Origin of the sequence: Streptomyces poriticola (genome assembly GCF_036689765.1) — a bacterium.
In the GTDB taxonomy this organism is placed as follows: domain Bacteria; phylum Actinomycetota; class Actinomycetes; order Streptomycetales; family Streptomycetaceae; genus Streptomyces; species Streptomyces poriticola.
In genome coordinates this window covers 507,225-526,738 of sequence record NZ_JBAGKH010000001.1, presented here as the reverse complement: position 1 = coordinate 526,738, position 19,514 = coordinate 507,225, and the positions used below count along the sequence as shown (strand labels likewise).

The 19,514-nt window shown below is 72.8% G+C and carries 21 protein-coding genes; 7 read left to right on the top strand and 14 right to left on the bottom strand.

Going from position 1 to position 19,514, the window contains the following annotated elements:
- Window positions 1-36: 36 nt before the first annotated feature.
- Both V5O46_RS02325 and V5O46_RS02320 read left to right on the top strand, forming a co-directional pair.
- Complete coding sequence (locus V5O46_RS02325) at window positions 37-1,059, top strand: NADP-dependent oxidoreductase (protein ID WP_332882654.1); 1,023 nt, start codon at window positions 37-39, stop codon at window positions 1,057-1,059.
- A gap of 135 nt (window positions 1,060-1,194) precedes the next feature.
- A complete protein-coding gene (locus V5O46_RS02320; RefSeq protein WP_332882653.1) occupies window positions 1,195-1,614 on the top strand; it encodes an organic hydroperoxide resistance protein in 420 nt (139 codons plus the stop codon).
- An 86-nt stretch (window positions 1,615-1,700) separates the two neighbouring features.
- On the opposite strand, the gene V5O46_RS02315 is transcribed toward V5O46_RS02320, so the two are convergent.
- On the bottom strand, window positions 1,701-2,837 hold the full coding sequence (locus tag V5O46_RS02315) for a serine hydrolase domain-containing protein (RefSeq protein WP_332882652.1): 1,137 nt from the start codon (window positions 2,835-2,837) through the stop codon (window positions 1,701-1,703).
- A 123-nt stretch (window positions 2,838-2,960) separates the two neighbouring features.
- Here V5O46_RS02315 and V5O46_RS02310 point away from each other — a divergent pair, with 123 nt between their 5' ends.
- Window positions 2,961-3,764, top strand: coding sequence for an EI24 domain-containing protein (locus V5O46_RS02310; protein WP_332882651.1), 804 nt, complete (start codon window positions 2,961-2,963; stop codon window positions 3,762-3,764).
- Window positions 3,765-3,800: 36 nt separating this feature from the next.
- Here the strand turns inward: V5O46_RS02310 and V5O46_RS02305 are convergent, their stop codons facing one another.
- Both V5O46_RS02305 and V5O46_RS02300 read right to left on the bottom strand, forming a co-directional pair.
- A complete protein-coding gene (locus tag V5O46_RS02305; RefSeq protein WP_332882650.1) occupies window positions 3,801-5,069 on the bottom strand; it encodes a pyroglutamyl peptidase in 1,269 nt (422 codons plus the stop codon).
- A gap of 424 nt (window positions 5,070-5,493) precedes the next feature.
- Window positions 5,494-6,393 carry an SGNH/GDSL hydrolase family protein gene (locus V5O46_RS02300; RefSeq protein WP_332882649.1) on the bottom strand — a complete coding sequence of 300 codons (900 nt, stop codon included), beginning with the start codon at window positions 6,391-6,393 and terminating at the stop codon, window positions 5,494-5,496.
- A gap of 256 nt (window positions 6,394-6,649) precedes the next feature.
- On the opposite strand from V5O46_RS02300, the gene V5O46_RS02295 reads away from it, so the two are divergent.
- Window positions 6,650-7,144 (top strand): DUF3145 domain-containing protein, encoded by a 495-nt coding sequence (locus V5O46_RS02295; protein WP_332882648.1) that lies wholly within the window; start codon window positions 6,650-6,652, stop codon window positions 7,142-7,144.
- A gap of 85 nt (window positions 7,145-7,229) precedes the next feature.
- On the opposite strand, the gene V5O46_RS02290 is transcribed toward V5O46_RS02295, so the two are convergent.
- The 5 genes from V5O46_RS02290 to fasR all read right to left on the bottom strand — a co-directional run bounded on the left by V5O46_RS02290 (window position 7,230) and on the right by fasR (window position 12,249).
- A complete protein-coding gene (locus V5O46_RS02290) occupies window positions 7,230-8,501 on the bottom strand; it encodes a beta-ketoacyl-[acyl-carrier-protein] synthase family protein (protein WP_332882647.1) in 1,272 nt (423 codons plus the stop codon).
- Window positions 8,502-8,607: 106 nt separating this feature from the next.
- The gene (locus V5O46_RS02285; protein ID WP_332882646.1) at window positions 8,608-8,856 is read right to left on the bottom strand and encodes an acyl carrier protein; all 249 of its coding nucleotides are present in this window, start codon (window positions 8,854-8,856) and stop codon (window positions 8,608-8,610) included.
- 102 nt (window positions 8,857-8,958) lie between these two features.
- Window positions 8,959-9,990 (bottom strand): ketoacyl-ACP synthase III, encoded by a 1,032-nt coding sequence (locus V5O46_RS02280; RefSeq protein WP_332882645.1) that lies wholly within the window; start codon window positions 9,988-9,990, stop codon window positions 8,959-8,961.
- Window positions 9,991-10,006: 16 nt separating this feature from the next.
- Window positions 10,007-10,954: an ACP S-malonyltransferase gene (locus tag V5O46_RS02275; protein ID WP_332882644.1), complete on the bottom strand. Its 948-nt coding sequence runs from the start codon at window positions 10,952-10,954 to the stop codon at window positions 10,007-10,009.
- Between the two features lie 89 nt (window positions 10,955-11,043).
- Window positions 11,044-12,249, bottom strand: coding sequence for a fatty acid biosynthesis transcriptional regulator FasR (gene fasR, locus V5O46_RS02270; protein ID WP_332882643.1), 1,206 nt, complete (start codon window positions 12,247-12,249; stop codon window positions 11,044-11,046).
- A gap of 119 nt (window positions 12,250-12,368) precedes the next feature.
- Between fasR and V5O46_RS02265 the strand changes: the two genes are divergently transcribed.
- Window positions 12,369-13,037: a pirin family protein gene (locus V5O46_RS02265; protein WP_332882753.1), complete on the top strand. Its 669-nt coding sequence runs from the start codon at window positions 12,369-12,371 to the stop codon at window positions 13,035-13,037.
- Here V5O46_RS02265 and V5O46_RS02260 read toward each other — a convergent pair.
- On the bottom strand, window positions 13,034-13,303 hold the full coding sequence (locus V5O46_RS02260; RefSeq protein ID WP_332882642.1) for a DUF397 domain-containing protein: 270 nt from the start codon (window positions 13,301-13,303) through the stop codon (window positions 13,034-13,036). The two genes, V5O46_RS02265 and V5O46_RS02260, sit on opposite strands and share 4 nt — an antisense overlap.
- Window positions 13,272-14,111: a helix-turn-helix domain-containing protein gene (locus V5O46_RS02255; protein ID WP_332882641.1), complete on the bottom strand. Its 840-nt coding sequence runs from the start codon at window positions 14,109-14,111 to the stop codon at window positions 13,272-13,274. Before V5O46_RS02255 ends, V5O46_RS02260 begins: the two co-directional genes overlap by 32 nt.
- Before the next feature lie 166 nt (window positions 14,112-14,277).
- Between V5O46_RS02255 and V5O46_RS02250 the strand changes: the two genes are divergently transcribed.
- Entirely contained in the window at window positions 14,278-14,697 is a 420-nt protein-coding gene (locus V5O46_RS02250) for an ATP-binding protein (RefSeq protein ID WP_332882752.1), read from the top strand.
- Here the strand turns inward: V5O46_RS02250 and V5O46_RS02245 are convergent.
- Window positions 14,663-15,484, bottom strand: a complete 822-nt coding sequence (locus tag V5O46_RS02245) for a serine hydrolase domain-containing protein (RefSeq protein WP_332882640.1) — start codon at window positions 15,482-15,484, stop codon at window positions 14,663-14,665. The genes V5O46_RS02250 and V5O46_RS02245 overlap by 35 nt on opposite strands.
- A gap of 85 nt (window positions 15,485-15,569) precedes the next feature.
- On the opposite strand from V5O46_RS02245, the gene V5O46_RS02240 reads away from it, so the two are divergent.
- Window positions 15,570-16,034, top strand: a complete 465-nt coding sequence (locus tag V5O46_RS02240; protein WP_332882639.1) for a MerR family transcriptional regulator — start codon at window positions 15,570-15,572, stop codon at window positions 16,032-16,034.
- 10 nt (window positions 16,035-16,044) lie between these two features.
- Here the strand turns inward: V5O46_RS02240 and V5O46_RS02235 are convergent, their stop codons facing one another.
- The 3 genes from V5O46_RS02235 to V5O46_RS02225 all read right to left on the bottom strand — a co-directional run bounded on the left by V5O46_RS02235 (window position 16,045) and on the right by V5O46_RS02225 (window position 19,418).
- Window positions 16,045-16,899, bottom strand: a complete 855-nt coding sequence (locus tag V5O46_RS02235; RefSeq protein WP_332882638.1) for a DUF4429 domain-containing protein — start codon at window positions 16,897-16,899, stop codon at window positions 16,045-16,047.
- Window positions 16,900-16,965: 66 nt separating this feature from the next.
- Window positions 16,966-18,204, bottom strand: a complete 1,239-nt coding sequence (locus V5O46_RS02230; RefSeq protein WP_332882637.1) for an alpha/beta hydrolase — start codon at window positions 18,202-18,204, stop codon at window positions 16,966-16,968.
- A 386-nt stretch (window positions 18,205-18,590) separates the two neighbouring features.
- Window positions 18,591-19,418: an ion channel gene (locus tag V5O46_RS02225; RefSeq protein ID WP_332882636.1), complete on the bottom strand. Its 828-nt coding sequence runs from the start codon at window positions 19,416-19,418 to the stop codon at window positions 18,591-18,593.
- Window positions 19,419-19,514: the final 96 nt, after the last annotated feature.

Below are 19,514 nucleotides of genomic sequence, written 5' to 3'. Positions count from 1 at the left end.
CGACCGCCACTCCCTCGTGACCCGAAAGGCCCGGCCATGACCGAATCCCCCGCCCTCCCCGCCGTCAACCGCGAATGGCACCTCCTCGGCCGCCCGGTCGGCTGGCCGAAGCCTGAGGACTTCGCCCTGGTGGAGGCCCCCATGCCCACCCCGGGCGAGGGTCAGGTGCTGGTGCGGAACCAGTACGTGTCCGTCGACCCGTACATGCGCGGCCGGATGAGCTCCGCCAAGAGCTATGTCGCCCCCTTCGAGCTGGGCAAGGTCATGCAGGGCGGCGCCGTCGGCGAGGTCGTCGCCTCCAACGCCGAGGGCATCGCCGTCGGCGACCATGTCCTGCACTTCTTCGGCTGGCGCGAGTACGCCGCCGTCGACGCGGCGAACGCCGTCAAGGTCGACCCGCAGGCCGCGCCCCTCTCGACGTACCTCGGCGTGCTCGGCATGACCGGCCTCACCGCCTACGCCGGACTGCTGCGCACCGCCGCCTTCAAGGAGGGCGACACGGTCTTCGTCTCCGGCGCCGCGGGTGCCGTCGGCAGTCAGGTCGGCCAGATCGCCAGGCTCAAGGGCGCCTCGCGGGTCGTCGGCTCCGCCGGGTCCGACGAGAAGGTGAAGCTGCTCGTCGAGGAGTACGGCTTCGACGCCGCCTTCAACTACAAGAACGGGCCGGTGAGCGCCCAGCTGCGGGACGCCGCCCCCGACGGCGTCGACGTCTACTTCGACAACGTCGGCGGCGACCACCTCGAGGCCGCGATCGGCTCCCTCAACCGGGACGGACGCATCGCCGTCTGCGGAATGATCTCGGTCTACAACGACACCGAGCCCGCCCCCGGCCCGAGGAACCTCGCCCGGCTGATCCAGACCCGCGGCCGCATCGAGGGCTTCCTCGTCGGCGACCACTACGACCTGCAGGCGCAGTTCGTCCAGGAGGTCGGCCCGTGGGTGCGTGACGGACGGCTCAAGTACCGGGAGACCGTCGTGGAGGGCATCGAGAACAACCTGGAGGCGTTCCTCGGCGTCCTGCGCGGCGACAACATCGGGAAGATGGTCGTCAAGCTGTGATCCACGGGCCGGCGGCCTCCCCTCCAGGCCTCGGGCCGCGACTTCCGTGACTTTCCGGAATGCGGTAGCTTCTTTCCGAAATCCGTCTCGATCGTGGGCGCGAGTCGCGACGGACCGAGGAGGAAGACGAACCGCATGCCGATCCAGCAGTCCGAGGTCCTGTACACCGCCACCGCCACCGCCGAGAACGGCCGCGACGGCCGGGTGGCCACCGACGACGGCAAGCTCGACGTGGTCGTGAACCCGCCCAAGGAGATGGGCGGCAACGGCGAGGGCACCAACCCCGAGCAGCTGTTCGCCGCGGGCTACAGCGCCTGCTTCCAGGGCGCGCTCGGCGTCGTCGCCCGCCAGGAGAACGCCGACCTGACCGGCTCGACCGTCACCGCGAAGGTCGGGATCGGCAAGAACGCCGACGGCTTCGGGATCACCGTGGAGATCTCCGCCGAGATCCCGGCCGTGGACGCCGCCACCGCGCGGTCGCTGGTGGAGAAGGCCCACCAGGTCTGCCCGTACTCGAAGGCGACCCGCGGAAACATCACCGTGACGCTCGCCTGACGGGGTTCGTTGCGTACGACGGAGGCCGCACCCTTGGACGTGGGGTGCGGCCTCCGCCTGTGCCGCCGGCCGGGGTGCCTCCGAGGTCACCGCCCCGCCGCCGCCCGGCACAGCGCGGCCACCAGCCGGCCGTCCTCCGGGCTCCCGGAGCCCGGGGGAGCCTCCGAGTACCGCCGCCGTGTGCACGCGTACGCCAGCGAGCCGCGCGGATCCGCGAAGCCCTGGCAGCCGCCGCCCCCGTCGCGGTGCCCGAACGCCCCGGCACCCAGCAGCGGATACCAGACGTCCGCCGTCGCCTCGAAACCGAGCCCGTACGAGCGGTGCGCCCGCGCCACCAGATCCCGGCCCGTGGCGTGGACCTGCCCGATCTCCGCCACCGTGTCCGGCTTCAGCAGCGGCGCCTTCCCGCCCCGCTCGCCGATCGCCGCGGCGTACAGCCCCGCCAGCCCCCGAGCGGAGGCCGTCCCGCCCACCGACGCCGGGCCGCGGGCGCGGACCAGCGGCTCGTCCGGCAGCGCCGCCAGGTCGGTGGGCCGGGCCGCATTGCGGTTGAGGGCGATGGCGGCGAGCGTGTGCGGGGACCCGGGCGGGGCGGCCGGAGCTGCCCGCTGCACGGTGCGGTAGCGCGCGTCCAGGGCGGGCGGCAGACCCAGGAAGAGGTCCAGCCCGTGCGGAGCCCGCACCCGCTCTTCGTACACCTCCTGCAGCGTGCGGCCGGTCGCCCGGCGCACCACCTCACCGGTGAGCGCGCCGATCACCAGCGTGTGGTGGCCGAAGGCGGTGCCCGGGCGCCAGAACGGCCGCTGGTCGGCGAGCCGTTCGGCGATCACCCGGTCGTCGGCGAGCTCGGCGCCCGTGAACCCCGAGTCCGTCCCGACCAGCCCGGCGCGGTGGGCGAGCAGGTCCCGCAGCGTCAGCCCGCCCTTGCCTTCGGCCGCGAACTCCGGCCAGTAGTACGTCACTTTGCGGTCCAGCTCCAGCGTGCCGTCCTGCACCAGCAGCGCGGCCACCAGATGGGCGGCGCCCTGGGTGGCGGTGCGCACCCCGTACAGCGAGTCGCCGTCGCCGCCGTCGCCCGCCCACAGATCGACGATCCGGCGGCCGTGCAGATACGCGCACACCTGGCCCTCGTGGTCCGGGCCGCCCCCGGCGACGAGCGCGGCGAACTCCTCGCGGACCTCCTCGAAGCCGTCGGCGACGGTGCCGTGGATCTTCTGCTTCATCCGAACTCCTCCCACGCACTCCGGGGGACCGTTCCGCAGACCGGTACGGTGCGGGGCGCCCGTTCGACTCAACCGTGACACCGGCGGCAGACGGCGCGCGGCGCGGCCCGATAGAGTGCCGCCATGCGCGATCTTGGGGCGGGATTCGGTCATCTTCTGCGGGGCCAGCGCTGGGTGGCCCGGCACGGCAGGAGCTACGGCTTCGGGCTGGTCCCGGGTCTGATCACCCTCGTGCTCTACGCGGCCGCGCTGATCGCGCTGGCGCTGTGGGGCACGGACGCGGTCGCCTGGGCGACGCCGTTCGCCGACGACTGGTCGAGCCCCTGGCTCGGCCTGTTCCGCGGCTTCCTCACCGCCGTCCTGTTCGCCCTGGCCCTGCTGCTGGCCGTACTCACCTTCACCGCGGTCACGCTCCTGATCGGCCAGCCCTTCTACGAGAGCCTCTCCGAGCGGGTCGACCGGGACGTCTCACCGGACGGCACCGCACCGGAGTCCGAGCTGCCGCTCTGGCGCGACCTGTGGATCTCCGGCCGGGACAGCCTGCGCATCCTGGTCCGCGCCGCCCTGTGGGGCGTGCTGCTCTTCGCCCTCGGCTTCGTCCCGGTCGTCGGCCAGACCGCCGTCCCGGTGGCCGGATTCTTCGTCACCGGCTTCTTCCTCACCGAGGAGCTCACCTCCGTCGCCCTGCAGCGCCGCGGGGTCGAACTCCGCGACCGGCTCGCCCTGCTGCGCTCCCGCAAGGCGCTGGTCTGGGGCTTCGGCACCCCGCTCGCCCTGGCCTTCCTGGTGCCGTTCGTCGCGGTGTTCCTGATGCCGGGCGCGGTCGCCGGTGCCACCCTCCTCGCCCGCGAACTGCTCGGCGAGGAGACCCGCGGCGGCGAGGACGCCGCCTCCGACGATGCGCCCGACGAGCAGACCGTCCGATGACCGAGGCCGCCGGGTGAGCCCCGCCCGGCCCCGGCATCAGCCTCGCGTCCGCTCCGGACCGCCGGTGGCCGCGCCGACGGCCACCGCCACGATGGACCGCACCTGGTCGACGATGTCCAGCCGGTTGCGGACGAACTCCGGATCGGTGACCTCGGTGGTGTTGCCGGTGCCGAACCGCAGCACCGGGGTGTGCACATGCCCGCCCGGCAGCCGGTCGTGCAGCCCCAGCCGGTCCCGCAGCAGCGTCGCCCGGTAGGCGATCTCGTTGGACAGATAGTCCCCGCCGCCGCCCTCCCGGGCCGTCGAACCGGGCGTGGGCCCGTCCGGCCGCACCACCGGCTCGCCGCCGCCCGCGGGGATCTCGGTCACCGTCGTGTTGTCGTACACGGGGAACCGCCCGGTGTCCGCGGCCACGATCTCCCGGTACGGCAGGGTGGTCGTCGTCCACTGCGGCTGCGAGGCCGGGTGCAGGACCGGGATCGTCCCGGTGCGCGAGAGGTTGTCGTTGTCCGGGAAGCCGCCCCGCCAGGCCCCGTTGGTCCGCTCGATGTCGAACCGGCCCACGCGCCCCTGGCTCACCGTCGTGAACAGATCCACCCGCGGAAGGTGCCGCCACAGCGTCCGCTCCACCGTCTGCTCCGCGAAGTCCCCCCAGCGCACCGGGAACACCGCGGTCTCCACCCGCGCCGGACCGTCGGCGGTCCGGATCACCGTGCCGTCGAGGGCGAGCGCGGTGGCGCCGGACGGGTTGGAGATCCGGATGTCACGGTCGAGAGTGAACGGATCGAACCCGGTGAGCAGCACCCGCTTCAGCCCCGTGCCGTGCGGGTAGCGGATCGCGGTCTGCCCGCGCGAGGACCGCTCCAGCGCGCCCAGCAGCGCCTCCCGCTGCCGGTCCGGCAGCCCGAACCCCGGCTCCCAGGTGCGCAGTTCCCGTGTCATACCGAGCCGGGCCCAGTACAGCGGGCGGTCGTCGTCCCGGCTGAGATCCCCGCCGGCCGGGCCCCGGCCCTGCACCCGGTCCACGGCGCGCCGCCACAGCGCCGAGCCCTCGCGGACCACGGTGCGCCGGGCCTCGGCGTAGGAGCCGGCCCGGCCGAGTCTCCGGGCGAACGCCGGGGCCACCTCGTCGAATCCGGACCGACGCAGGATCTCCTGCGGTGCGTCCCGGTCGAGCCGTCGTTCCTCGGTGGTGGGGGAGAGGGCGGGGGCGTCGTCCGCCGCGACCGCTGTCGTCGTCGGTGCCACGAGCCCGGCCACCAGGGCCAGTCCGAGCACGCCGACTCGCACACGTATGTGGTTCAAGGGAGTTCAGGTCCTTCCGTCGCCGTGGGGTGCGTCCGCCGGACGGCGGCAGTATCGCGTGACGGAAGCGGCCGGCGCCATGGGTGGGGATCACGAATTCGCCGGGCGAGAGAGCACTATGAGGGGGAGACGTCCGGCTGGTTCTCGACGGGGAGGTGCCGCGTGGCTGGGACGCGGGCAGGCGCAGGGCGGCGGAGGAGCGGCACGCGGGCCCGGACGCGGGCGCCGGCCCGGCCGCCGGCGCGGCGCGGAAGGCCGTCGTCGAGGCCGCGCTGGGCCGGCTGGACCGGCGGCGAGGACCCGGCTGCTGTCCGGACAGGACACGTGGTCCCTGCCGCCCTGCCGGAGATCGGCCTGGGCTCCCCCGGGTGGGCCCGCTCCGCCGCGGACCTCCGGCTCGGCGCCGCGGTCGACGGGCCGGCGGTCAGCGGCCCTTCGCCGTGATCGCGCGATGGGCGATCTCCGCCAGCCGGGCCTGACCGTCCACGCTCGGATGGAACCAGTCCCACGGGCTCAGCTGCGCGGCGCCGAAGCGGAAGTCGTACACCGCGCCGCCGTCCGTGCGGCACCGCCGGTCCTCGGCGCAGACCTCCTGCAGCACCGTGTTGTAGTCCTCCACCCGCTGCTGCACCGTCTCCCGGCGCTCCGTGGCCGCCGTGTCCACGGCGTCCGCGTCGCCCAGCATCGTGGGACAGACGCCCAGCTTCCACACCTGCCTGCCCAGCGGGCTGGTGCGCCCCTGCGACCACAGCTGCTTCAGATCCGGGATGCTGGCCACGAACACCTGGGTCTTGGGCAGAGCCTTGCGCAGCGTGCTCATCGCGGTCTCGAACTGGGTACGGAAGTCTGCCACCGGGGTCATCGCCGAAAGCGACGCCCGGCACGCGTCGTTCGCCCCGACCAGCACCGTGACCAGCTCCGGCTTCCGCGCCGCCGCCTGCGTCAGCTGCGCGGCCAGATCCGCCATCCGGGCCCCGCTCACCGCGTGGTTCCAGCTCCGCTCCGCCGCGTCGGCACCCAGCAGCCGCACCGCCACACTGTCCACCTCGGGGCTGCTGCCGGTCGCCCACGACACCTCCGGGCAGTCCGACAGGACCGTGCAGGCGTCGAAGCCACGGGTGATGGAGTCGCCCACGGCCGCGATCGACTCCGGGCTGGTGTCCCACACGGGCGTCGGACTCGGGGACGGCTTCACGGCGCTCCCGGACGGCGCGGGGGAGTCACCGCCGACCGCGTCACAGCCGGCCGCCCCGAGCACGACCGCGCCCACCACGGCGAGAACGGCCCGCACACGGTGACGGCGGCCACGCTTCCCCTGCTGCATCCCGCTCCCGTCCCTCGCTCGGCCCTCCAACCCTGATCAACCCATGACACCGCGCGAGGGTTCCCGACGCCGCCGGTGCAACGGCTCACACCCGTACAAGCGTCCTGCCGGGTGAATGGTGGAGGTTCCCGGCAGCGGGAGCGACGGTACGTCACACTCCTTGCGTCACCGCACGGTAGCCTCGCCATCAACGCGGCCCGCCCGGCCGCAGCCGTTCCGCCCGTTCCGAGATGTCCCGCTCAGCCCGGAGGTTCCGGTGACGACACGTGGAGTTCTGTACGTGCACTCCGCGCCGCGCGCGCTCTGCCCGCACGTCGAGTGGGCCGTCGCCGGGGTGCTCGGCACACGCGTGAGCCTGGACTGGATCCGGCAGCCCGCGGCCCCCGGCACCTGGCGCTCGGAGTTCTCCTGGCAGGGCCAGGCCGGCACCGCCTCCAAACTGGCCTCCGCTCTGCGCGGCTGGCAGCTGCTGCGCTTCGAGGTCACCGCCGAGCCCTGCGCCACCGCCGAGGGCGAGCGCTACAGCTGCACCCCCGACCTCGGCATCTTCCACGCCGTCACCGGCATCCACGGCGACATCCTCATCCCCGAGGACCGGCTGCGCGCCGCCCTGGTCCGCGCCCAGCGGGAGGCCACGGACCTGGAGGCCGAGATCGCCAGACTCCTGGGCAAGCCCTGGGACGACGAACTGGAACCCTTCCGCTACGCGGGCGAGGGCGCCCCGGTCCGCTGGCTCCACCAGGTGGTCTAGCGACGCGGGCCGTACCGGAACGGCTGATGGCCCGAACCCCTTCCCGGGGTCCGGGCCATCAGCCGTTCGGCTCGGGCGACCTGGATCAGACCGACCGGAACGCCAGCACCACGTTGTGCCCACCGAACCCGAAGGAGTCGTTGAGCGCCGCGATCCGGCCCTCGACGGGCAGCTTCCGGGCCTCACCGCGCACGACGTCCGCGTTCGCCTCCGCCTCCGGGTCGAGGTTGTCGACGTTGATGGTCGGCGGCGCCACCCGGTGGTACAGCGCGAGCACGGTGGCCACCGACTCGACACCACCGGCACCACCCAGCAGGTGACCGGTCATCGACTTGGTGCCGGACACCGCGATGTGGTCGGTGTCGTCACCGAACACCTTCCGCAGCGCCTTCAGCTCGGCGATGTCACCGGCCGGCGTCGACGTGGCGTGCGCGTTGACGTGCACGATCTCCGCCGGGTCCAGGTCGGTGCCGTCCAGCAGGTTGTGCAGCGCGTGCGAGATCCCGCGGCCCTCCGGCTCCGGCTGCACGATGTCGTGGCTGTCGGCGGAGATGCCCTGGCCGACCGCCTCGGCGTACACCCGTGCACCGCGCTTGGCGGCGTGCTCGGCGGACTCCAGGACGATCACACCGGCGCCCTCGCCGAGGACGAAGCCGTCGCGGGCGACGTCGTACGGGCGCGAGGCGCCCTGCGGGTCGTCGTTGTTCTTCGACATCGCCATCATGTTGCCGAACGCGGCGATGGGCAGCGGGTGGATCGCCGCCTCCGTACCGCCGGCGACGACGATGTCGGCGCGGCCGGTGCGGATCATCTCGATGGCGTAGCCGATGGCCTCGGCGCCCGAGGCACAGGCGGAGACCGGCGTGTGGACGCCCGCGCGGGCACCCACGGCCAACCCCACGTTGGCCGAGGGACCGTTGGGCATCAGCATCGGGACGGTGTGCGGGGAGACGCGGCGGACGCCCTTCTCCTTCAGCACGTCGTACTGGTCGAGCAGGGTGGTCACCCCGCCGATGCCGGAGGCGATGACCGCACCCAGCCGGTCCGGGGCGACGTCGGCGCCCTCACCGGCCTTCGCGGTGAAACCGGCGTCCGCCCACGCCTCCTGCGCCGCGATCAGCGCGAACTGCGCCGAGCGGTCCAGTCGGCGGGCCTGCGGCCGCGGGATGACCTCGGTGGGCTCCACGGCGATCTGCGCGGCGATCCGGACCGCCTGCTCGGCGGCCCAGTCCTGCTCCAGGGGCGTGACGCCGGAACGGCCGGCGACCAGGCCCTCCCAGGTCGAGGCTGCGTCGCCACCCAGCGGTGTGGTTGCGCCGATACCGGTGACGACCACGGTGCGATTGGTCGGGCTCACGGGGATTCTTTCTCCAAGAAACGAGGATTCGTACGGCGCCACCGCCGGGTGGCGGGGCTGTGGGTCCGGGCCGGGCGGCCCGGACCACGCCCTGGTGATCGGTCGATCAGCCCTGGTGCTTGAGGATGTACTCGGTCGCGTCGCCGACGGTCTTGAGGTTCTTGACGTCGTCGTCCGGGATCTTGACGTCGAAGCGCTCTTCGGCGGCGACGACGACCTCGACCATGGACAGCGAGTCGACGTCCAGGTCGTCGGTGAAGGACTTGTCCAGCTGGACGTCCTCGGTGGGGATCCCGGCGATCTCGTTCACGATCTCCGCGAGACCGGCGACGATCTCTTCCTGAGTGGCGGCCATGGTGGCGCTCCTTCGTAGATATTCGAGAGGGTGTGGCGCCCGCCGCGTCAGCGGCAGGTGGTGCTGCTCCCGCACCGGACCACAGGATCCGGCACGGAGTGCCTAGGGGAGAGTAACGACCGTCGCGGCGTAGACGAGACCCGCCCCGAAGCCGATGACGAGCGCGGTGTCGCCGCTCTTCGCCTCGCCGGTCGCCAGGAGCCGCTCCATCGCGAGCGGGATCGAGGCGGCCGAGGTGTTGCCGGTGGTGCGGATGTCCCGGGCGACCGTGACATGCTCCGGCAGCTTCAGCGTCTTCACCATCGAGTCGATGATCCGCACATTGGCCTGGTGCGGAATGAAGACGTCCAGGTCGTCCGGGGTGATTCCGGCCGCGTCCAGCGCCTGCTGCGCGACCTTCGCCATCTCGAACACGGCCCAGCGGAACACCGCCTGGCCCTCCTGCGTGATCGCAGGAAACTTCACGTTGCCCTCGCTGTCGAGGGGCAGGTGGGCCAGGTCCCCGACGCGGAACCTGTCCCAGGGGACCGTCTGCTTGATCGTCTCCGACTTGTCGCCCTCCGAGCCCCACACCGTCGGGCCGATCCCGGGCTCCTGGGAGGGGCCGACGACGACCGCGCCCGCACCGTCGCCGAACAGGAAGGCGGTGGCCCGGTCCTCCAGGTCGGTGAGGTCGGACAGCCGCTCCACGCCGATCACCAGCACATGCTCGGCCGAGCCCTCGACGACCATGCCCTTGGCGAGGGTCAGGCCGTAGCCGAAGCCGGCGCAGCCCGCCGAGATGTCGAAGGCGGCCGCCTTGTCCGTGCCCAGCTTGTCGGCGATCTCGGTGGCGACGGCCGGGGTCTGGCTGAAGTGCGACACGGTCGAGACGACCACCGCGCCGATCTGCTCGGCGGTGATCCCGGCGTCCGCGATCGCCTTGCCCGCCGCCTCGACGGACATCGCCGCGACGGTCTCCTCCGGCGAGGCCCAGTGCCGGGTCTCGATGCCGGAGCGGGAGCGGATCCACTCGTCCGACGAGTCGATCTTCTCCAGGATCACCTCGTTCGGCACCACCCGGGTGGGACGGTAGCCGCCCACACCGAGGATGCGCGCAGACGGGGCGCCCTTGCTGGGCTTGATCTTCGGCATGCTCTCGGGCTCCTTGTCAGGCGCCCGCCGCGTCAGCGGCAGGTGTGGACGCCTCGGCGATCAGCTCACGAGCGGCGTCGAGGTCGGCGGGGGTCTTCAGGGCCAGCGTCTTGACGCCGGGCAGCGCACGCTTGGCCAGACCGGTCAGCGTGCCGCCGGGGCACACCTCGATCAGGGCGGTGACGCCGAGCTCCTTGAAGGTCTCCATGCACCGGTCCCAGCGGACCGGGTTGGCGACCTGGCCGACCAGCCGGTCCAGCACCTCGGCGCCGGTGGCGACGGCCCGGCCGTCCTTGTTGGAGACGTAGGCGACCTGCGGGTCGGCGGGCGTGAGCGCACCGGCGGCCGCGGCCAGCTTCTCCACCGCGGGAGCCATGTGACGGGTGTGGAAGGCGCCGGCCACCTTCAGCGGGACGACCTTGCGCACGCCCTCGGGCTTGTCCTCGCTCAGCGCGGCGAGCTGCTCCGTCGTGCCGGCCGCGACGATCTGCCCCGCGCCGTTGACGTTGGCCGGGGTCAGCCCCAGCTTTTCCAGGTGCGCGACGCTGACCTCGGGGTCTCCGCCCAGCAGCGCCGACATGCCGGTCTCGGTGACCGCGGCGGCCTCGGCCATGGCCAGACCGCGGGTGCGTACGAGGGACAGCGCGGCGGTGTCGTCGAGGACACCCGCGAAGGCGGCGGCGGTGATCTCACCGACACTGTGGCCCGCGACCGCGCCCGGAGCGATCTCGGAGATGTCACCGAGTGCCGCGGCCGAGAGGATTCCGGCGGCCACCAGCAGCGGCTGGGCGACGGCCGTGTCACGGATCTCGTCCGCGTCGGCCTTCGTGCCGTAGTGGGCGAGATCGAGTCCGATGGCGTCCGACCAGGCGGCCACGCGGTCGGCGGCGCCGGGAAGTTCGAGCCAGTCAGTCAGGAAGCCGGGCGTCTGGGCGCCCTGGCCGGGAGCGACGAGTACGAGCACTCTCACACTCTCTCTTGGGGACGGCCACGGCCGCCCGTGGGGACAGGGACGAAGAACACGAGGGGGTTTTGTGGGCCCCCGACAAAAGACTAGGGTTGCTGATCTCCATCGGCCAGACGCCCCAGGATCAGTGCGATCCGCAGGGTGAACGCAGACCGTACATCAGAAGGCGACCAACCGGTGACGTCAGTCACACGTCGGAGCCGGTAGCGCACGGTGTTCGGGTGAACGAAGAGCATCCGTGCGGCGCCCTCCAGACTGCTCGCCTGCTCCAGATAGACGCTGAGCGTCTCCAGCAGTGCGGCCCCGGCCTCCTCCAGCGGTCTGTAGATCTCCTCCACCAGCTGTTCGCGCGCCGAGGGGTCTCCCGCGATCGCGCGCTCCGGCAGCAGATCGTCCGCCAGCACCGGACGCGGGGCGTCCTGCCAGGCAGAACACGCCTTCAGCCCGGCCGCGGCGGCCTGCGCGGACCGGGTCGCGGTCAGCAGGTCCGGCACCACCGGGCCGGCCACCACCGGCCCCTGGGCGAACGGTCCGATCAGCGACCGGGCCACGGCCAGCGGATTGTCGCTGCCGCCCGCGATCACCACCAGCCGGTCGCCGAGCACCCCGGTCAGTACCTGGAGCTTGGCGTGGCGCGCCGCGCGCCGGATCGCCTCCACCGTCAGCTCGGAGTCCCCGTCGGGCGCCGTGCCCAGCACCACGCACACATGCTCGGGCGAGTTCCAGCCGAGCGCGGCGGCCCGGGACACGGCCCCCTCGTCGGCCTCCCCGCTGAGCACCGCGTTGACGACCAGCGACTCCAGCCGGGCGTCCCAGGCACCGCGTGCCTCGGCAGCCTGCGCGTACACCTGGGCGGTGGCGAAGGCGATCTCCCGGGCGTAGACCAGCAGCGCCTCGCGGAGCACGGACTCGTCGCCCGGCGCCGCGACCTCGTCGATCGCGGACTCCATCACCTCGATCGTGGTCCGCACCATCTCCACGGTCTGGCGCAGCGTGATCGCCCGGGTCAGCTCGCGCGGCGCGGTGCCGAAGACGTCCGTCGAGATCGCCTGCGGGGCGTCCGGGTGCCGGAACCACTCCGTGAACGCGGCGATACCCGCCTGGGCGACCAGCCCGATCCAGGAACGGTTCTCCGGGGGCATGGCCCGGTACCACGGCAGCGTCTCGTCCATCCGAGCGATCGCCTGCGCGGCGAGCGAGCCGGAGGACTTCTCCAGCCGCTTCAGTGTCGCGGCATGCGGATGGACGGCGTGCGGGGCGGCCGGGCGCTGGCTGGATTCGGATTCGGGCACGGGGACAAGACTGCCTTATCGGGACGGCCGTGTGCGCCGCAGGGCGGAGCTCGCCCGCCCGGCCGCCCTCGGGAGGCGTGGCCGGACCCACCGCCGACGGGACTACCGTGGTGCCCGTGATGGACGTACGGCGCGCCGACGAGCGCTACCCAGGGGGCGACCCGGCGGCCGGCATCGAGTCCTGGCACGCCTTCTCCTTCGGACCCCACTACGACCCCGCCAACCTGCGCTTCGGCGCGCTGATCGCCTGCAACGAGGAGCGCCTCGCGCCCGGCGCGGGCTTCGACGAGCACCCGCACAGCCACACCGAGATCGTCACCTGGGTGGTCGAGGGCGAGCTGACCCACCGGGACACCACCGGCCACGAGACGGTGGTCCGCGCCGGAGACGTCCAGCGGCTCAGCTCGGCCGCCGGTGTCCGGCATGTGGAACGCAACGACGGCCCGACCCCGCTGACCTTCGTCCAGATGTGGCTGGCCCCGCGCGAGCCGGGCGGCGACCCGTCCTACGGGATCGTCCACGGCATCGCCGACGCCACGCCGTACGCGGTCCCGGAGGCCGACGCGATGCTGCACGTACGACGCCTGACAGCGGGCGAACGCACGGCGGTGCCGGACGGCGCGTATGTGTACGTCCATGTGGTGCGGGGCGCGGTACGCCTGGACGGGGCGGAGCTGGCAGCGGGGGACGCGGCGCGGATCACGGGGGCCGAGGGCCTGTCCGCGACGGCAGGAGATTCGGACGCGGAGCTGCTCGTGTGGGAGATGCCGGGCTCGCTGACTGGCTAGCGCAGGCTGTCGACGAACGACTGCCAGGCATGGGCGCCGACGGTCACGACGGGCCCGGCCGGGTTCTTGCTGTCCCGCACGGGGACGGCACCGGCGGGGCAGCCGGCGGCGGCCTCGACGCAGTCGCCGCCGCTCGGGCCGCTGTACGAGGAGGTACGCCAGGCGGCGCCGCCGGTGACGGTGCACTCGACGCACTCGCCGCCGTTGCTTCCGCTGTAACTGGACGTGCGCCACTCAACGTTGTTCGGTGCTGTGCGGGGCCGCATAGCGTTCCTCCATCACGCGGGTGATCAGTCTCGCCGAGTCCTCGGGGGAGAGCGCCGAGGCTTGCAGTCGAGCGTAGCCGAACGAGCGTTCCTTGATCACTTCCGGATCGGCGGTCATGCGGCCTCGGTCGTAACCGTCCATGTAGAAGAGGTCGGGGTCGGTGTCGAATCTCAACAGAGTGAACGTACCCATCATGCCCGCGTGTTGGCCTGAGGCAAGCGGGAGGACCTGAATCTGGACCCATGGGGCCTCGGTGAAGTTCAACAAGTGGGCGAGTTGCCTTCGCATGACGTCCTGTCCGCAGATCTCGCGGAGCAGGGCGGCCTCGTCCAGGATGACCCACAGCGCGGGTGGCCGGTCGCGCCCGAGGATGCGCTGGCGTTCCATGCGGGCGGCCACCATCTCGTCAGCATTGTCGCGGTGCTCCACGTCGAGCACCGCCCGTGCGTACTCCTCCGTCTGCAGCAGCCCGTACACCAACTGCGCCTGGTACGTGGAGATGTACGCCGCCTTCGCCTCCATCTCCGCGTACGGCTGGAACCACGTGGGGAGTTGGCTGCGCAGGACCAGGCCGATCAGGCGGGAGAACAGGCCGTCCGTGCCGAGCGCGGCGTCGACGCGCTCGGAGAAGTCCCGCGTCGGGACCTTCTTCGTGGTCTCGATCTGGCCGACCAGTGAGCCGGTGCAGAAGATGATCTCGCCGAGCTGGCCCTGCCTGAGGCCGTGCGCCTCGCGCTGGCGGCGGAGTTCCCAGCCGTAGTAGTCGAGCGGGGAGGCGGTCGGGTCGAGCGACTGGATGTTGGCCACGGCGGCACCTCACTCCGGGGACTCCGGGGACTCCGGGGGCTCCGGGGGCTCCGGGAACGACGGGACTACAGGGGTGGCAACGCCTCGCGGCGTTCGTTTCGTTGCGTAGTCGAGCGTATGCAGTGCGTCGCAGCCTTGTGGTGTGAATCACGTGACTGGTCCGCAGATGACGGACATCGAGACCGAGTACCACGCCGAGTTCGCCGTGGGAGCGCACTCGGCCCGGCATCTGCGCCGCATCCTGCGCCTCCACCTCGTCCGCTCGGGCCTGGGCGACGTGGCCGACGCCGCCGGACTCGCGCTCACGGAGCTGGTGGCCAACGTCGTACGGCATGTGCCCGGTCGGTGCTGCCGTGTCCGCTTCCTCGTGTGGCCCGGCGGGGTGCGGGTGGAGGTCGCCGACGACTGCGCGGAGCTGCCGGTCCGGGCGGACGGCGATGCCGCCCTCGGCGACGGCGGGCGCGGGCTGGTGATCGTGGCTGCGGTGACCGACCGCTGGGGTGTGCTGCCCCGCCCCGGCGGGCGGGGCAAGACGGTGTGGTTCGAGTGCGTCAGCCCCGCAGCTCAGCCAGGACCGCGTCCGTGAAGGCCGGCCACGCCTCGACCGCCCAGGGGCCGAAGGCGCGGTCGGTGAGGGCCACGCAGGCGACACCCGCGTCGGGGTCGATCCAGAGGAACGTGCCGGACTGCCCGAAGTGGCCGAAGGTGCGCGGGGAGGAGGCGGAGCCCGTCCAGTGGGGGGACTTGGCGTCGCGGATCTCGAAGCCCAGGCCCCAGTCGTTGGGGTTCTGGTGGCCGTACCCCGGCAGCACGCCCTTGGTGCCCGGGTACTGCACCGTCATCGCCTCGGCGACCGTCCGCGGGTCCAGCAGCCGTGGCGCCTGCACCTCGGCCGCGAACCGCAGCAGGTCCTCCACCGTCGAGACGGCGTCCTTCGCCGGGGAGCCGTCGAGCGCGGTCGCCGTCATGCCCAGCGGTTCCAGCACCGCCTGGCGCAGATACTCGGCGAACGGGATGTCCGCCGCCTTGGCGATGTGATCGCCGAGCTGCTCGAAACCGGCGTTGGAGTACAGCCGCCGCTCACCGGGCGGGGCGGTCACCCTGTGCTCGTCGAAGGCGAGCCCGGAGGTGTGCGCGAGCAGATGCCGGACGGTCGACCCGTCCGGCCCCGCGGGCTCCTCCAGCTCGACGGCGCCCTCCTCGTAGGCGACGAGCGCCGCGTACGCCGCCAGCGGCTTGGTGACCGAGGCCAAGGGGAAGCGCTGCCCCACGGGGCCGTGGGCGCCCAGGACCGTGCCGTCGGCGCGTACGACGCCCGCCGCGGCGGCGGGGACGGGCCAGTTCTCGATCAACGCAAGGCTCTTCAACGACATGCCAGCGAGCCTAAGCGCCTCGGAAGGCCGGCCGCATCGAGGGGTACTTGCCTGGAGTGCACTCCAGGGTTCTAGCGTGGGCCGTATGACGGTGACGGAGACCACTGCCTCCAGGGGTGACAGCTGCGCCGGGGGGCCTCGGGGGCGTCGGCGGCCGGACGGGCAGGACAGGTACACGATCAGTGAGGTCGCCGCGCTCACCGGGCTGACCGCGCACACCTTGCGCTGGTACGAGCGGATCGGGCTGATGCCGCACGTCGACCGGTCGCACACCGGGCAGCGCCGCTACCGCAACCGCGACCTCGACTGGCTGGACCTGGTCGGCAAGCTCCGGCTGACCGGCATGCCGGTCGCGGACATGGTGCGGTACGCCGAGCTGGTGCGCGCGGGCGACCACACGTACGCCGAGCGGTTCGAGCTGCTCAGGGCGACGCGGGAGGACGTGCTCGCCCGGATCGCCGAGTTGCAGGGCACGCTCGCCGTGCTCGACCGGAAGATCGGCGTCTACGCGGACGCCGGGCACGCCCTGGCGTCGGAGCGGAGCTCCTAGAGCTTCCCGGTCACAGCTCCGCCAGCAGTTCCGCCTTCTTCACGGAGAACTCCTCGTCGGTCACCAGACCGGCCCGGTGGAGCTCCCCGAGGTGGCGGATGCGCTCCGCGATGTCGGCGGGGTCCCTGCGGGGGGCCACGGCGGCCGGGACCGGGACCGGGGCCGGTCCGGCGCTGCGGACGGCGGCCAGTACCGCCGCGGCGAAGGGCAGTGACTCGTGCACCGCCCCGTAGCCGAGGCCGAAGACCACGGACGCCGGGTCCTGGTCGGCCTGTCCGGCCGCGGGCTCCGCGTCGCGGCGCTCCAGCCGCAGATGGCCCTCCAGCGCCTCGGGCGAGCGCCACTGCACGCCGCCCAGCTCGGTGACCGCGAACGTCTGGTCGCCGGCCTTCCACTTCGCCGAGGAGGCCCCGGTCCAGAACCAGCGGAACGCCACCGACGTCCCGTCGAAATACGCCTTCCCGTCGTACGCCTTGAACTGCAGGGGCGCCTCGGGCGCGGCCACCAGGTGCCGCTCGGCCGGTCCGTCCCCGGTGAGCCGGGTGCGCAGCTCGTCGGCGTAGTACTCGGCGAGCGTCTCCCGCTCGGCCGGCAGCACCAGCCGGTACGGGTCGCTGCCCTCCTTCAGCTGTCCCGCCGCCGCCTCCAGCAGCGGATCGGCGCCGGGGCGCAGCTGCGCACGCAGCACGACCGTGCCGCGCCTGCCGGGGGTCAGTGTCACCCCGGCGATCGCCTCCAGCGGCACCCGGCGTTCCCCGAGCGCCTGGAACAGTCTGGGTGTTCGAATCCCCCGTTCGTAACGGATGAGCACGGAGTCGGACTCGAACTCCCAGGCGGCATGAAATCCGGCCAGTACGTCACCCATGCGGCTCATCGTATGCGGCACGCGCTCCTACGTCCCCTCCCCGCGCAGACCGCGGTTTCTTCGCCTCTACGCGCGTCCGGCCGTCGCCGCTGCGGACAAACCGGCCCGGCAGGCTTCGTCCTCACGGGCGCAGTCCACCGAGCGGTATGCGCCGACCCCGATGTGCGCCAGGTTCGCCAGGCTCTCCGTACCGGGGACGAAGTACCCGCTGTGCCCCTCGGCTCCCTCGGCCGACAGCACCCGCGCCCCGAACGCGGCCGACATCGGGTCGGCGCCGTGCCCGAGCCCGCCCAGCTCCAGGTACGGCACGTCCTGGATCCAGTCGTCGGCGTCCCGCATGGCCCAGATCCGGGCCGAGGTGCGCAGCTCGGAGGCGTTCTCGGCGCGCATGCCGGGGCTGCCGGCGACCGCTATGTCGGCCACCCGTCCGGGCAGTGACTCGGCGGCGATCCCGCACACCACCGAGCCGTAGCTGTGGCAGAACAGCGACACCGGCGCCTGCCCGGGCAGCGCGCGCACCAGCGCGTTCAGCCGTACCGACCCGCGCGCGGCGAGGGTTGCGGTGGCGGCGTCCATGCCGACCCCGTTGGGCGTGGTGTAGTCCGCCCAGGCGATCACCGCCGTCGGGGTGCCGGGGGCGGCCGCTCGCTCGGCGTCGTGCAGCGCCTTCGCCATGCCGACCGGCGCCGCGTGGCTGCGGTGGGTGCGCTGGAAGGTGAGCAGGTCGGTGTCGACGCCGGGGACGACGACGGAGACGCGCTCGGCGTGGTCCAGGTCCCCGAAGACCTCGGCGACCCGGCCCGGCCCGGCCGGGTCGAAGGCCAGGATGTTCCGCCCGGCACGCAGCAGCGAACCGTAGCGGTGCATGCGCCGCCCCGCCTCGTGCTGGCCGGCCGGGGAGAGCCGGCCGTCGTGCATGCGCCGCCGCTCGACCTCGCGGGCCTGGTGCAGCGCGAGGCGGTTGGCTCGGTAGCGCAGCTGGACGGGGGCCCCGTTCATGTTGCCGACCGCCAGCGGGTAGCGGCGGGCCAGCGACGCCCGCTGCGCGTCGGTGAGCGAGGCGAAGAAGCGGGCCAGCCGCGCGGGCGCGGCCTGCGGGTCCGGCAGCCGGCGCCCGGCGATCCGGCCGTCCTCCCAGTCGGCGACCGACGCCTGCAGGGCCGGCGTCGCCCGCTGCTGGCGCAGTGCGGTCCAGCCGCCGGTCGCCAGCATCACGAACACCACGGTCAGCGCCAGCAGCGCACGCCGGACGTTCGGCTGCGGGGAGGTGCCGAGCAGGTGCGGGGAGGTGTCGAAGGAAGTCACTGGGAGGACACACTAGGAGAACGGGAGGGTCTCACGTGAGCCAAGTGACCGGGATCACGTTTCGTTCGTGTGGTACAGGAAGCAACTCCTGTGAGGCAGGGGGTCGGTCCCGTCTTCCTCGCCGAGCGGTGGGGGCGAACGCCGAGGCTGGCGCGGGCGTCGGCCACGTCTGACGGGCCGCTCGGCTGTTCTGACGGTTCGCTCATCAGGGTGACAGGCCCGGCGACCCCCTCCCGCTCCCGGACCTCTTCACGTCACAGTGGGTCACGCCCTCCGCAGGACATGGAGGGCCCCGTCCGCCCGTGGCGCGCTGCAGGAGGGGGGCAGCGCGCCCGGGGCGGCACCGGCCCGCACACGGGTGTACGGCGCCGGACAGGGGCGTGTTCTCAGTCCGCGGGAACCACCCGCTGCTCCGCGGCCCGAAGATCGGCGGCCCGAAGATCCGCGGCCTGCAGATCCGCGGCCTGCAGATCCGCACCCCGCAGCTCGGCCACCTCCGCCCGCAGCGCCCGCACCTCCTCCGCCAGTGACCGGATCGCCTCCGTCTGGCGCTGTCCCTCCACGTCCTCCCGCTCGAACCGCGCGATGAACCAGGCCGCGATGTTCGCCGTCACCACACCCAGCAACGCGATCCCGGACAGCATCAGCCCCACGGCCAGCAGCCGCCCCATCCCGGTGGTCGGCGCAAGGTCCCCGTACCCGACGGTCGTCATCGTCGTGAACGACCACCACACCGCGTCACCCAGCGTCCGGATGTTCCCGCCGGGTGCGTCCCGCTCCACCGACAGCACCGCCAGCGAGCCGAACATCATCAGCCCGACCACCGACCCGACGACGTACGTCGTCAGCCGGACCTGCGAGGCCATCCGGGCCCGCCGCCCCACCAGCAGCAGCGTCGAGACCAGCCGGAGCAGCCGGAGCGGCTGCAGCAGCGGCAGGGCGACCGCGCACAGGTCCAGCCAGTGGGTGCGGACGAACCGCCACCGCTGCTCGGCGAGCTTCAGCCGCACCAGGTAGTCCAGGGCGAACGCGCCCCACACCACCCACTCGACGATCGCGCACGCGCGCGTCACCGCCCCGCTCGCGGAGCCGGCCACGATCGGGACGGCGTAGGCGACGGCGAACAGCGACGCCAGGACCAGCAGTGGCCGTTGCGTGCGCCGCTCCCAGCGCTCCAGTGCCGTCGGTTCCGCGACCGCGATGCCCTCGTTCATGCCCCGCATCGTAGAGACCCCGGAAGGCGGTCCGGAAACGGCCGGGGCGGCGGAGCCCGGCTCCGCCGCCCTCCGCCGCCCTCCGTCCGCGGGACG

What these genes read in the sequence shown, in the direction of transcription:
- V5O46_RS02325 (WP_332882654.1), top strand. Translation starts at nt 37, where the DNA reads ATGACCGAATCCCCCGCCCTCCCCGCCGTCAACCGCGAATGGCACCTC.
- V5O46_RS02320 (WP_332882653.1), top strand. Translation starts at nt 1,195, where the DNA reads ATGCCGATCCAGCAGTCCGAGGTCCTGTACACCGCCACCGCCACCGCC.
- V5O46_RS02315 (WP_332882652.1), bottom strand. Translation starts at nt 2,837, where the DNA reads ATGAAGCAGAAGATCCACGGCACCGTCGCCGACGGCTTCGAGGAGGTC.
- V5O46_RS02310 (WP_332882651.1), top strand. Translation starts at nt 2,961, where the DNA reads ATGCGCGATCTTGGGGCGGGATTCGGTCATCTTCTGCGGGGCCAGCGC.
- V5O46_RS02300 (WP_332882649.1), bottom strand. Translation starts at nt 6,393, where the DNA reads ATGCAGCAGGGGAAGCGTGGCCGCCGTCACCGTGTGCGGGCCGTTCTC.
- V5O46_RS02285 (WP_332882646.1), bottom strand. Translation starts at nt 8,856, where the DNA reads ATGGCCGCCACTCAGGAAGAGATCGTCGCCGGTCTCGCGGAGATCGTG.
- V5O46_RS02280 (WP_332882645.1), bottom strand. Translation starts at nt 9,990, where the DNA reads ATGCCGAAGATCAAGCCCAGCAAGGGCGCCCCGTCTGCGCGCATCCTC.
- V5O46_RS02265 (WP_332882753.1), top strand. Translation starts at nt 12,369, where the DNA reads ATGGACGTACGGCGCGCCGACGAGCGCTACCCAGGGGGCGACCCGGCG.
- V5O46_RS02260 (WP_332882642.1), bottom strand. Translation starts at nt 13,303, where the DNA reads ATGCGGCCCCGCACAGCACCGAACAACGTTGAGTGGCGCACGTCCAGT.
- V5O46_RS02250 (WP_332882752.1), top strand. Translation starts at nt 14,278, where the DNA reads ATGACGGACATCGAGACCGAGTACCACGCCGAGTTCGCCGTGGGAGCG.
- V5O46_RS02245 (WP_332882640.1), bottom strand. Translation starts at nt 15,484, where the DNA reads ATGTCGTTGAAGAGCCTTGCGTTGATCGAGAACTGGCCCGTCCCCGCC.
- V5O46_RS02240 (WP_332882639.1), top strand. Translation starts at nt 15,570, where the DNA reads ATGACGGTGACGGAGACCACTGCCTCCAGGGGTGACAGCTGCGCCGGG.
- V5O46_RS02235 (WP_332882638.1), bottom strand. Translation starts at nt 16,899, where the DNA reads ATGGGTGACGTACTGGCCGGATTTCATGCCGCCTGGGAGTTCGAGTCC.
- V5O46_RS02225 (WP_332882636.1), bottom strand. Translation starts at nt 19,418, where the DNA reads ATGAACGAGGGCATCGCGGTCGCGGAACCGACGGCACTGGAGCGCTGG.